The 12,100-nt window shown below is 64.4% G+C and carries 11 protein-coding genes and 5 pseudogenes; 15 read left to right on the forward strand and 1 reads right to left on the reverse strand.

Annotation, left to right across the window (positions count from 1 at the left end; translation table 11 throughout):
- Nucleotides 1-27 precede the first annotated feature (27 nt).
- The 4 genes from RH858_RS09760 (at nt 28) to RH858_RS09775 (ending at nt 2,026) form a co-directional block, all read left to right on the forward strand.
- Nucleotides 28-195, forward strand: coding sequence for a hypothetical protein (locus tag RH858_RS09760; RefSeq protein ID WP_259535070.1), 168 nt, complete (start codon nt 28-30; stop codon nt 193-195).
- A 109-nt stretch (nt 196-304) separates the two neighbouring features.
- Nucleotides 305-775 (forward strand): pyridoxamine 5'-phosphate oxidase family protein, encoded by a 471-nt coding sequence (locus RH858_RS09765; RefSeq protein WP_259535069.1) that lies wholly within the window; start codon nt 305-307, stop codon nt 773-775.
- Between the two features lie 70 nt (nt 776-845).
- Nucleotides 846-1,592 carry a helix-turn-helix domain-containing protein gene (locus RH858_RS09770; protein WP_259535068.1) on the forward strand — a complete coding sequence of 249 codons (747 nt, stop codon included), beginning with the start codon at nt 846-848 and terminating at the stop codon, nt 1,590-1,592.
- A gap of 56 nt (nt 1,593-1,648) precedes the next feature.
- Entirely contained in the window at nt 1,649-2,026 is a 378-nt protein-coding gene (locus tag RH858_RS09775; RefSeq protein ID WP_259535067.1) for a helix-turn-helix domain-containing protein, read from the forward strand.
- A 24-nt stretch (nt 2,027-2,050) separates the two neighbouring features.
- On the opposite strand, the gene RH858_RS09780 is transcribed toward RH858_RS09775, so the two are convergent.
- A complete protein-coding gene (locus tag RH858_RS09780) occupies nt 2,051-2,902 on the reverse strand; it encodes a universal stress protein (protein ID WP_259535066.1) in 852 nt (283 codons plus the stop codon).
- A 152-nt stretch (nt 2,903-3,054) separates the two neighbouring features.
- Here RH858_RS09780 and RH858_RS09785 point away from each other — a divergent pair, with 152 nt between their 5' ends.
- From RH858_RS09785 to RH858_RS09835, 11 genes and pseudogenes are all read left to right on the forward strand, one after another.
- Nucleotides 3,055-3,510, forward strand: a complete 456-nt coding sequence (locus RH858_RS09785; RefSeq protein WP_259535065.1) for a 30S ribosomal protein S19e — start codon at nt 3,055-3,057, stop codon at nt 3,508-3,510.
- 84 nt (nt 3,511-3,594) lie between these two features.
- Nucleotides 3,595-3,945 carry a DNA-binding protein gene (locus RH858_RS09790; RefSeq protein WP_259535064.1) on the forward strand — a complete coding sequence of 117 codons (351 nt, stop codon included), beginning with the start codon at nt 3,595-3,597 and terminating at the stop codon, nt 3,943-3,945.
- Between the two features lie 3 nt (nt 3,946-3,948).
- Nucleotides 3,949-4,542 carry an alpha hydrolase gene (locus RH858_RS09795; protein WP_259535063.1) on the forward strand — a complete coding sequence of 198 codons (594 nt, stop codon included), beginning with the start codon at nt 3,949-3,951 and terminating at the stop codon, nt 4,540-4,542.
- An 88-nt stretch (nt 4,543-4,630) separates the two neighbouring features.
- On the forward strand, nt 4,631-5,935 hold the full coding sequence (gene hisS / locus RH858_RS09800; RefSeq protein WP_259535061.1) for a histidine--tRNA ligase: 1,305 nt from the start codon (nt 4,631-4,633) through the stop codon (nt 5,933-5,935).
- Between the two features lie 30 nt (nt 5,936-5,965).
- Nucleotides 5,966-6,823, forward strand: a complete 858-nt coding sequence (truA, locus tag RH858_RS09805; RefSeq protein WP_310561716.1) for a tRNA pseudouridine(38-40) synthase TruA — start codon at nt 5,966-5,968, stop codon at nt 6,821-6,823.
- 365 nt (nt 6,824-7,188) lie between these two features.
- Nucleotides 7,189-7,359, forward strand: a pseudogene (gene rfc / locus RH858_RS09810) (replication factor C small subunit); the annotation flags it as partial.
- Nucleotides 7,360-7,371: 12 nt separating this feature from the next.
- A pseudogene (locus tag RH858_RS09815) lies at nt 7,372-9,311 on the forward strand (LAGLIDADG family homing endonuclease); the annotation flags it as partial.
- 4 nt (nt 9,312-9,315) lie between these two features.
- Nucleotides 9,316-9,498, forward strand: a pseudogene (gene rfc / locus RH858_RS09820) (replication factor C small subunit); the annotation flags it as partial.
- A 72-nt stretch (nt 9,499-9,570) separates the two neighbouring features.
- Nucleotides 9,571-10,802, forward strand: a pseudogene (locus RH858_RS09825) (NUMOD3 domain-containing DNA-binding protein); the annotation flags it as partial.
- 10 nt (nt 10,803-10,812) lie between these two features.
- Nucleotides 10,813-11,430: pseudogene (locus RH858_RS09830) on the forward strand (replication factor C small subunit); the annotation flags it as partial.
- 24 nt (nt 11,431-11,454) lie between these two features.
- Nucleotides 11,455-11,970 carry a metallophosphoesterase gene (locus RH858_RS09835; RefSeq protein ID WP_259535057.1) on the forward strand — a complete coding sequence of 172 codons (516 nt, stop codon included), beginning with the start codon at nt 11,455-11,457 and terminating at the stop codon, nt 11,968-11,970.
- The last annotated feature ends 130 nt before the right edge of the window (nt 11,971-12,100 follow it).

Below are 12,100 nucleotides of genomic sequence, written 5' to 3' on the forward strand. Positions count from 1 at the left end.
TAAATTTATACTATAGCATCAATCGTGATGAGCCACGGGATCGACGGGACGGCCGAAACGGACGACTACGTGTTCGTCTGTCCGGCGTGTGCGGAATCGATCTCTCTCGACGAGCGGATGCTGGAAGCAGTTTTGAGCCACGGATGTGTGATCTGCGGTTCGAGCGTCACCAGGGACGCGTTCGAAACCGCGTGACGGTACCCGGCATCCGCGCTGTCGGGGGCGGGTACAAGCACAACAGGCAGGACAAAGCCACTTCACAACAGTGATTAGTCGGTGCAGCCGTACGTGTAGGTAACACACGATGGCTTTGGATCAACAGACGGAGATGGCTCCCGACGAGATCGAGGAGCTGCTCGGTCGCCACGAGACAGCCGTGCTGTCGCTGGCGAACGCGGACGAGCCGTACGCGATCCCGATATCGTACGGATACGACCCCGACTCGAACCGGTTTTACTTCCGTCTCGTCTCGACTCCGGAAAGCGAAAAACGGGCGTTCCTCACTTCGTCGCCGCGCGCTCGGATAGTCGTCTACGAGGAACTCGAACCGACGTACCGAAGCGTCGTCGCCGACGGCACCCTCGAGCGCATCGACCCCGACGAAATGAGCGTCGAACACGTCGTCCAGTACGGCGGCGCCAAGCGACCGCTGTTCGAGATCTGGGGGAAGTCGAAACGCGAGCTGGACATCCAGCTGTACCAGCTCGACATCGAATCGATCGGCGGTCGACGGATCGACCTGGAGGAGCGCGAAGACGATCCGGTCGGCGAGTGAGCAACCCGGAGAGAACCCGGCTCGGACCCCCAAGCTCAAATACGCCTGTGTCCAAGCCAGTACCGTTCTGATGTCTTCCGGAATCCGCGCAACCGTCGTGTTCTCCACCCCCGACGTCTGTCCGATCTCGCGGATCTCGGCTATCACGGACACGGTAATCGACAACGTCTCCGCGAGCGTCGCCTCCTGTTCCAGCTCCGACACCTCCTCGGTGCCCGATACCACCTCCGGCTCCGACACCGACCCCGGAGACGACGATTCGAACCCCGTTACCGGAAATCCGAACCGCGTCACCGGAAGCGTCACGGAGTTCGTCGTCGACACGGCGTCACCTCCGGAGGATCTCCCCGCAGAGCTGGTGTTTTCCTACGGTGACAAACATCTCTATCGGCTCGTCCACGACGGAACCGTCGGCTGTCCCTGTGAATGTCTCGGAGAGTTCGGCTGTCCCCCACACCGATACGTAGCCCGCCGCGGAACACTCGAGATCGTATTCCACGCTGCCGACTACGAACAGCTCCAGGCAGTTATCGGGGAGCTCCGCGAGCGGTTTCCCGGAACGGACATCCGGCGACTGGTCCGGTCACCGTCCGGGGACGAGAAAAGCGACACCGTCTTCGTCGACCGCGGCAAGCTCACCGACCGACAGCTCGAGGTACTCCGGATCGCCTACGAGAAGGGCTACTTCGACCGCCCACGGAGTACGAACGCGACAGAACTCGCCGCGGAACTCGGGATAAACCAGTCGACGTTCTCGGAGCATCTCGTGGCCGCCCAGACGAAACTCCTCGCGGACGTCTTCGAGGACGGTACTTGAACCTCCCCGGATAGCGTGGCTTGAGCTACCTGCCGTTTCGGATACTAAACACGGGTATGGATCCGACGTCACCGCAGCGCTTCCGACAAGGGTCTCGGGAGGATCCCCGCCATGAGACGTTCCAGGACGACGAGGTCATCCAGCGCGTGCTGGAGCCGCTCGACGATCCCGACTGTCTCGCGATCCTCGACGCGATCGACGAGGAGTCGCTTTCGGCCCGCGAGATCGCCGAGGTGTGTGACCTCCCGCTGTCGACGGCCTACCGGAAACTCGAACTGCTGGCCGACGCCGGGATCGTGTCTCAGGGCGTTCGACTCTCCACCTCGGGCAATCACACCTCCGAATACGAGCGTCTCGTCGACGACGTGAAACTCTCTGTCTCTCCGGACGGGTTCACCCTCCGGATCTCCCGGCGGGACGTCGACCATCGGTGACGGACTAGCCCCCTGGATTCCGGATCAGCTCTCCTCTCGAGGCCCTCCACGGACCATGATCACCGAGCTTTCGGCGGTCCGTCCGACACCTTCCGCGACCGATCCGACCAGCTTGCGCTTGATGAACGGCTCCTGACTCGCACCGAGAACTGTGAGATCGTGATGTTGCGTCTCGTCGGTGATCGCACCGGCGACGTGGTCGTGTTCGACGATCGCGGTCGTCACTTCGACGCCGAACGGTTCGAGCAGCGACTCGTAGTCGGCAAACAGCGCTGTCGTCTCCTCGCGGTCCGGGTCCGATGCGTCGGGGGAGTTGACGTGCAGCAGATGGACTCTCGCGCCGTGCTGTGTTGCGATCGCCCCGGCCAGTTCGACCGCGAGTTCCCCGTGTGGACCGCCGGCCGCCGGGACGAGGACCGATTCGATCTCCGCCGACGGGGCACGGATCCGTTTGACGAACACGTCGCAGGCCGCCTCCGCGAGGAGTCGGTCCAGGAAGCTCCCGAGCACGATGTCCCGTCGCCGTGGACGGCCGTGCCAGCCGGCGAACAGTCCGTCGGCGCCGTACTCCTCGACCGCGCCGACGATGCCGGTCGCGACGTCCCGGGCGTACCGGAGCCTGGTGTCGACCTCGACGCCTGCCTCCCTCGCCTGTTCAGCGGCGGAGGAGAGCAGTTGCCGCTCCGCGTCGTCTTCCGAGAGCACCGCACTGCCCTCGGACAACGGAATCTGTGCCGGCACCTCGACGACGTGAAGCACCACGATCCGCATCGAGCGCTCTCGGGCGATATCGATCGCCGTGTCCATGAGCCTGTCTCGCGTGTCGGGGTTCGATATCGGAACCAGGAGGATACCACCCTCCGAAAGCGTGGCCATGGACGACGCTTGAACGTGCGGAACCATCAAGCTACGTTCGATCCACTGTCTGCGCCGACGACCGCCGCGTCACTGCCTCACACGGCCGTTCGTCGGGAGTGTGCCGCTTCCGTCTCGTAACCCTTAAACAGCGCCCGGCAGAACGGATTCCCATGGTAACTCTCTACGACGTCCCGGCGGAGGACCTCATCGAGGAGGTCGCCGACCGGCTCGCAGATCGGATCGAGGAGCCGGCGTGGGCCGGCCTCGTCAAGGGCGGTGCTCACAACGAACTTCCCCCCGAACAGGACGACTTCTGGTACGTCCGGACGGCCAGCCTGCTCCGGAAGGTCGCGATGAACGGCCCGATCGGCGTCGAGCGGCTCGCCACCGAGTACGGCGGGAAAAAGCGCGGATCGAACCGATACAGCGTCGCGCCCGGCAGCCACGCCGGCGGCTCCCGGAAGCTCATCCGGGCGGCGCTCCAGACGCTCGAGGAGGAAGACCTCGTCGAGACCGCACAGGGCGAGGGACGACGCATCACCGACGAAGGGCGGGCGTTCCTCGACGACGCCGCCGCGGACGTCTTCGAATCGCTCGACCGGCCGGACCTCGAACGCTACGCCTGACCGATCGGTGAACCTCGCCGGACGGCCGGTTCCACCGGATTCGGGTCCGAAATCGTTTTCCTGCCGGCAACGGAACGAATAGGTATGAGTGGCAACCCCGACGACGAACGGCTCGAAGAGCTTCGAGAAGAGAAGCTCCAGGAGCTCCAGGATCGCGCCCAGGAGGGCGACGCCGCCGAGGCCCAGGACGCAGCACAGGAACGTGCAGACGCCCAGCAGGAAGCAGTGCTCCGGCAGTACCTCACTGACGGGGCTCGACAGCGGCTCAACGCCGTGGAGATGTCGAAGCCGCAGTTCGCGAAACAGGTGAAACAGCAGGTGGTCGCGCTGGCGCAAAGCGGCCGGCTCCAGGACCGCATCGACGAAGACCAGATGCGGGACCTGCTGAAGGAACTGCAGCCCGACTCGAAGAGCTTCGACATCCGACGCCGGTAGCCGATGGATCTCGCACTCCTGTACAGCGGCGGGAAGGACTCCTCGCTCGCCGCGCTCCTCGTGGATTCGTTTTACGACGTGCAGCTGGTCACGGCCCACTTCGACGTCACCGACGACTGGCAGCACGCCGAAACCGCCGCCGAGGCGATTGGCTTCCCGTTCGAGACGATCGTCCTCGAGACGGAAGTGGCCGAGGAGGCCATCGCTCGGATGCGCGAGGACGGCTATCCCCGTCGTGGGATCCAGTACGTCCACGAACGGGCGCTGGAGGCTGTCGCCGAGCGCGACGTCGACGCCGTCGCCGACGGCACCCGTCGGGATGACCGGGTGCCGACAGTATCGCGTGCACAGGCCCAGTCGCTCGAGGATCGTCACGACGTCGACTACATCGCGCCCCTCTCGGGGTTCGGTCGGCACGCGGTCGACCGCTTGGTCGAGGCGACGTTCGACGTCCAGACAGGCCCCAGCGAGGACGTCCCGAAAGCCGACTACGAGGGCGAGCTCCGACGGTTGCTCGCCGAGGAGCACGGCGCCGATGCCGTCGCCGAAGTGTTCCCGGATCACGACCAGACGTACGTGCACGGCTTCCGGGAGTGAGACCCCGCCGGGCAAAGAGAGCACCCGGTCTCGGTGCCGGCGACCGAGGAAAGCAGGTTTCAAGCCGCCGACCCACGAACCCCGGTGCATGTACGACCGCCTGAAAGGCTTTCGCGACTTCTATCCCGACGAGATGGGCGCTCGGCGGGAGGTGTTCGACACGCTCGAGGAGGAGGCAAGGCAGTACGGTTTCCGCGAGGTTGGAACGCCCGCCCTCGAGCGAACCCAGATGTACGTCGACAAGTCCGGCGAGGAGATCGTCGAGGAACTGTACGCGTTCGAGGACAAGGGCGGCCGCGACGTGGCGCTCACGCCCGAACTGACGCCGACGGTCGCCCGCATGGTCGTCGCGAAGGGACAGGAGCTGTCCAAGCCGATCAAGTGGTTCTCCACGCGGCCGTTCTGGCGGTACGAGCAGGTCCAGCAGGGCCGGTTCCGGGAGTTCTACCAGACCAACGTGGACATCTTCGGCTCCTCGGATCCCCGGGCGGACGCAGAGATCCTCGCGTACGCCGCCGACGCCTTGACCGCGCTCGGCCTGACCGGCGAGGATTTCGAGTTCCGCGTCTCCCACCGGGACATCCTCGGTGGGCTGGTTCGCGAACTGGCCGCGGATCCGGACGGCGTCGACACCCGGGCGGCGATCCGCGCGGTCGACAAGCGCGCGAAAGTCGAGCAGGCGGAGTATCTCGGCCTCCTCGTCGACGCCGGACTCGCCGAGTCGACCGCCCGCGAGTTCGACGATCTGATCGCCGACGGGGACCTCGATGCGGTCGCCGCGGCCGGCGGCGAGAAAGTGGCGGCGGCGGTGGAGAATCTGCAGGACGTACTCGCGGCGGTCGAGGACCTCGGCGCCCGGGAGTACTGTGAAATCTCGCTTACGACCGCCCGTGGACTGGACTACTACACCGGCGTCGTCTTCGAGTGTTTCGACTCGACGGGCGACATCTCTCGGGCGGTGTTCGGCGGCGGCCGATACGACGATCTCATCGAGTCGTTCGGCGGCCAGCCCACGCCGGCGGTGGGCGTGGCGCCGGGACACGCCCCCCTGCAGCTGCTGTGTGAGCGCGCCGGTGTCTGGCCCGAAGAGGCTCCTTCGACGGACTACTACGTCCTCCAGGTGGGCGACACCCAATCCGAGGCGGCCCAGATCACCCGCGAGCTCCGGTCGCTGGGTCACGTCGTCGAGACCGACGTCGCGGGGCGGAGTTTCGGCGCGCAACTGGAGTACGCCGACTCCATCAACGCCGAGACGGTCGTCATCGTCGGCGAGCAGGACCTCGCGGACGACGCGGTGACGATCAAGGACATGGAACGCGGCGACCAGACGCAGGTTCCCCTCGACGACTTCCCGCCCGAATCCGGGCGACCGACCTACGAGGACTACGAGTAGACGGCGACCCGCGAGGGGTACCAGTCACCAATGCGCGCGTTCCGGATCGCCTACGACGGCCGACCGTTTCACGGATTCCAGCGCCAGCCGAACGTCCCCACTGTCGAGGACGTCCTCTTCGACGCCCTCCGGGCGTTGTCCGTCCTCGCCGCCGACGCCGACAAGCCGCCCGGATACGCGGCCGCGGGAAGGACGGACGCCGGCGTCTCCGCCGTCGCACAGACCGTCGCCTTCGAGGCCCCGGGCTGGCTGACTCCACGGGCGCTCAACAGCGAACTCCCGGGGAGCGTCCGGGCCTGGGCGGCCGCCGACGTCGGCGACGACTTTCACGCCACCCACGACGCCAACTCGCGGTCGTACCGGTACTTCCTGTACGCGCCGACCGGGGGAGCCGACGCGATCGACCCGGACGCGATCGACCCGGACACGACCGGCTTCGACGACGGCCGCGCCCGGCGAGCGCTCTCCCGGCTCACGGGCCGGCACGATTTTTGCAATCTCACGCCCGACGACGACGGGACCGAGCGCGACCTCCGGCTGTCCGGCACTCGTGCGGGCCGGTTTTTTCTCATCGACGCGACGGCCGGCGGGTTTCCCCGCGAGTTCGTGCGCCGGCTGGCCACACTCGTTCGGTCAGTCGCGACGGGGGCGTCGTCGTTCGAACGGATCGACCGGGTGCTGGGGAGCGAATCGCTCTCGGGGCCCGACGGGATCGGCCCGGCGCCGCCGGAGCCGCTGCTGCTCCGAACGGTCGAGTATCAGGACGTCGAGTTCCAGGTCGACCCGGAGGCGGCCGACCGGACGCGGAAAGCCTTCATCGAGCGGAAGCGGCAGGGGGCAGTGCTGGATCGGGTCGCCGGCGAGGTGGTCGATCGGGTGCGCGAGTGACGTCACCCTGACGTTTTTCCCGAATGACTGACGACTCAATTGGTACATAAGGGGCCACTAACTGCGACCGATAGACCTTATAAATGGCGCGCGCTGGCGGGACGTTCGTGTCCCGCCAGCCAGCGCGCGAGGGATGAGCGAGCGCAGCGAGCGAATCGGTTGGGGAGGTGTGAGGGGAGGCGGTGTGCGGTGGGAGGCGGTGTGAACTTGGAGGCCAGGCGGTGAGAAAAGAGAGGATTCGGACGCATTCGATCGCGTCGACTCGCGGACGACCCGGGGACGACTCGAAGCGGACGGAACCCGGGTTCCTCGATCCTTTGGCCCCGTCTCGGTTCGTTTATGTGACCGCCGGACTACCATCGAGTATGAGCGAGGGCGAGGCCGCGCCGGGCCGGGAGATCTGGATCGAGAAGTACCGGCCACAGACGCTGTCGGAGATTCACGGTCAGGAAGAGATTGTCGAGCGGCTAAAGAGCTATATCGAGGAGGACGACGTACCGCACATGCTTTTTTCAGGTCCTGCGGGCGTCGGGAAGTGTGTTACCGGCGAGACGCCGGTGGTGACTGGAGATGGCGTTCGACGTATCGAGGACGTCGTCGGCGACGTAGACGACGGAGGTGACGGCTTCGACGAACCCGACGAGGGCACGACAGTCGCGACAATGACCGACCGCAACGAGTTCGAGTACGTCGAACCCTCACACGTGTTCGCGCAGGACGTCGACGAACTCGTCCGGGTCCGGACGCGCGACGGCGGCGAGTTCCGCGTGACGCCCGAGCACCGATTTCGCGTCCTGAACCACCACGGGTTCGAGTGGGTTCCGGCCGCCGAACTGTCGCCGGACGACAGGATTGCCCGCCCACTGTCGCTGCCGACGCCCGAGGGTGACGGGGAGATCCAGTGGCACGAGGAGATGGACCTGGATCGGATCGAAGTCACACTTTCCGCCTCGGATGCGGATCGGTACGACTTTCCCGAGACGGTGTCACTCGCGGAGCTTCACGCCGCAGACGTCGATTCCGGCGAGTGGCTGCCGGCAGTCGAGCAGATCGAGTACGTCAACGTCCGCGGTCACCGCTCCCGACCGATCGTCCCGCCGACCGAAATCACACCAGAACTTGCACGTTTCGTCGCTCTCGCCATCAGCGAGGCGAATATCGACGGTGGGAAGATCAAGTTCTACAACACGGACGAGGAACTGCTGTCCGCGTTCGAGGCCACTGCGCGGGACCTCTTCGAGGTGGAGACGACGCGGGGCGTCCAGAAGGGGGTGCCGTACGTCCGGATCGGCTCCCGCACGCTCACCCACTTCCTCGAATCGACCTTCGACGTCTTCGCGCGAGCCGCCGGCGACTCCGGAATCGGCTCGGCGATCCTCGCGGCGGACGACGCCTCTCGGGCCGCGTTCCTGCGAGCGATGTTCGACGCCGAGGCACACGTCGACAAACAGGGCGGAATCGAACTCACACAGCGTATCCCTGAACATATCACCCTCGTGTCGTATCTGCTCTCGACGTTCGGAATCCCGTCGCGGCGAAAGCGGGTGCGGAAATCCGCGACGAACGGGTCCGGAGACGAACGGACGTACCACACGCTGTATATCTCGGGAGCGTCGGCGCTATCGACGTTCCGCGATCGCGTCGGCTTCACGGTCGAAGAGAAGGCGGCGCGGCTGGCCGAGCATGCGGAAAAGAAGTCGAATCCGAACTACGACACCATCCCTGCACAGACCGTTCTTCGTGAACTCTGCCGTCGATTGGACATCCCGGTGACTGACCACTTGCCGAAGACGCTGAATCCCGACTCGCCCGGACGGGAACGATACTGTGAGGTGCTCGACGACGTGGTCGACGAGGCCACAACCCGTGTGGAGAACGTCCAGCGGGCCCTGGAACGGCTCGACGACCTCGAGCCCGAACTCGCCGCGACCGCAGGGGTTCCGGCGAGGTGGATCGACGCCCGATCGGAACTCGAACCGATCGACGTGAGAAACGAACTCTCCGAGGCCGTCGGTGTGCGTCAGGATCGTCTCCTCGAATACGCGGACGGACGCCGGACGCCGTACGCGAGTCGTTCGCTTGCGGTGCTTGCGGAAATCGATCGATCGGTGGAGGGCGCCAAATTGGATCACGTCCAGGCGGAGCTTCGGGAATGCGTCGATCTGATCGGCGCCGAGTACGGCGAAATTGCCGACGGGCTGCCGTTCGGGGCGTCCGAGCTCACGAACCTGCTCCGTTCGGAGGATCACCAGATCGAGTCGCTGACGCGGTTCGAAACGGTGGCCGAACGGCTCCGGGAAATCGCCGCCGACCGCATCTCGCTGGAAACGATCGAACTGATCGACCGGTCGGCACGGATCGGGAACGCGGAACTGTACTACGACCGGATCGACTCGGTCGAACGAGTGGAGGCAGAAGAGCGAGTCTACGACCTCACCGTCCCAGCGACGCGAAATTACGTCGCCGGCGACGTACCGACCGTCGTGCACAACACGACAGCAGCCACTTCAATAGCCCGCGAAATCTACGGTGACGACTGGCGGGGGAACTTCCTCGAACTCAACGCCTCCGACGAGCGCGGCATCGACGTAGTCCGGGATCGGATCAAGAACTTCGCGCGCTCGTCGTTCGGTGGATACGACCACAGACTGATATTCCTCGACGAGGCAGACTCGTTGTGCGTACCGCCAGGCACTGAAGTATTAACCGGCTATCCGTCGAGCCCAGAAGTAAAGCCGATAGAAGAGGTGAGTGTCGACAGCGAGCCGATTCCGTCCGTCGATTTCGAGACGAACGAGATACAATCTGACAAAGGTAAACTCGTAGATTCCGGTGTCGCAGATTTCTTCGAAATCGAACTGGAGGATGGGCGGACGATACTTGCGAGTTTGAGCCATCCGTTCTTCGTGGTCGACGAGGACGGAAGGCTGGTCGAAAAAGAATTACGTGAGTTGTCACCAGGTGACGAGATCGCGGATTTCAAAGACGACATCGGCGTGTCACGGTGTGACGTCTGCGGAACCTGGACTGCAGGCCGGTTCTGTTCCCTCGACTGCAAGAACGAGGGGCACAGTCGCGAGATGAGTGGAGAGAAGAATCCCATGTATGGGACAACCTGGTCGGACGAACGTCGAAAAATAATCGTCGAGAAGTTATCAGACGGTCGGTTTGCAGGCGAAAACAATCCGAACTACGGAGGAGAATTCCACGGTGTCCACGTCCTCGATATGGACGAGGAGACGGTCGAACGATTCCGCGAAACGATCAGCGAAATGCGATCCGGAACCCCGTGGGAGGAATGGGTCGTTGACGCCGATCCCGATAAAGTAAAAGAAAATATCGGGGAGGCCTCGGCCGAATGGTGGGAAAATCTCGATGACGACGAAAGGGAGGCAGTCATTCAAAAGAGCGTCGAAAATTGTGACTATCCCGTCTGTGACATCAGCGGTGACAACAATCCAATGCGCGATCCCGAGATTGCACAGAAGGTTTCGGAAGCGCTGAAGGGCCACGAGCCGACAGGAGGCAACATCAGACACAGTGAGGAACTCGGTCACTTGGTCCGGTCCGACTGGGAGTACGAAGTGGGGAAAGCGTTACAGGACGCTGGTATCGAATACGAGTACGAACCGGCGTTCGAACTGTCCGAGTCGGTCTATCATCCGGACTTCTTGATCGACGATACGGTAATCGAGGTCAAAGGAGTTGCCGCACTATGGGGGCAGACGGAGAAAGTAGAAGAGTTCCTAGAAACATACGGTGACGAATACACGTTCGTCGTTGTGGGCGATGGCGATCTTCCCCACCACGAACACTACGAGCGAGAAGAATTCGAGCCAACGCTCGTCACCGATGGTGGTCTACGGGGAGTTCAAACAGTAGGTGTCAGTCGGATCGAATACAGCCACCGTGGAAAAGCCTACAACATCAGTATGGAGAGGACACCGAACTTCATGCTGGCTAACGGAGTGTTGACCCACAATACCTCGGACGCCCAGTCAGCGCTCCGCCGGACGATGGAGCAGTTCTCGGACAACACCCGATTCATTCTCTCGTGTAACTACTCCTCGAAGATCATCGACCCGATCCAGTCGCGGTGTGCGGTGTTCCGCTTTTCGCCCCTCTCGGACGAGGCGATCGCGGCGCAGGTGAGAGAGATTGCCGACGCCGAAGAGATCGAGATCACAGCCGACGGGGTCGACGCCCTGGTGTACGCCGCAGACGGCGACATGCGACGGGCCATAAACTCCCTGCAGGCGGCCGCCACCACCGGCGACGTCGTCGACGAGCAGGCGGTGTACGCGATCACCGCTACCGCCCGACCCGAAGTGATCGAGTCGATGGTGACCGACGCGCTGGCCGGCGACTTCACGAAAGCCCGGGCGACCCTGGACACGCTGCTCACCGAGACCGGGATGGCCGGCGGCGACGTGATCGATCAGCTCCACCGGTCGGTCTGGGAGTTCGACCTCTCTGATCGCGAGACCGTTCGGCTGATGGAACGCATCGGCGAGACGGACTATCGCATCGCCGAAGGGGCGAACGAGAAGGTCCAGCTGGAGTCGCTGCTGGCGTCGCTGGCACTGCACGCAGACGATGAGCGGTAAGTAAAGGGAGCCGAGACAAGACCGATGTTGACGATCCTCTCCGACACCCACAGGACGGACGGGCACGGGCTCCGTGACCGGACGCTTGCGGCGGTCCGGGAGGCGGAACTCGTGATCCACGCCGGGGACTTCAACCGGGGGCCGGTGCTGGACGCGTTCGAGCGCGAGGCGACCGACCTCCGGGGGGTGTACGGCAACACCGACGACGCCGCGATCAGGGAACGCCTGCCGGCCGAACGGACAGTCGAGTACGCCGGGATCCGGTTTGCAGTCACCCACACCCGTCGGGGAGGCGAGACTGCACTCGCGCTGTTCGGGCGGGAACGCGACGCCGACGTCGTCGTCTTCGGGCACACTCACCGGCCGACGTTCGACGCCGGCGGGCCGGTGTATCTGTTAAATCCCGGGAGCCACGCCCAGCCGCGGGGGAACCGGGCGGCCCACGCCGAACTCGAGGTGACCTGTAACGGGCTTTCGGGCCGGCTGGTGACGCCGGACGGCGAGGTTCTCGAGCGGTTCCTCGTCGAGCCGACGCGATAACGCCGGGCACTCCAGGTTCCGCTCAGGTCGAGACGACGACCGTGTCTCCGATCCGACCCCCGAGACGCTGGTCCGTGTCGGAAAGCAAGATGACCGCAACGGCCCGCCGACCGACGCCCCGATAAACTAG

Origin of the sequence: Halalkaliarchaeum sp. AArc-GB, from assembly GCF_031432225.1 — an archaeon.
Taxonomy (GTDB): domain Archaea; phylum Halobacteriota; class Halobacteria; order Halobacteriales; family Haloferacaceae; genus Halalkaliarchaeum.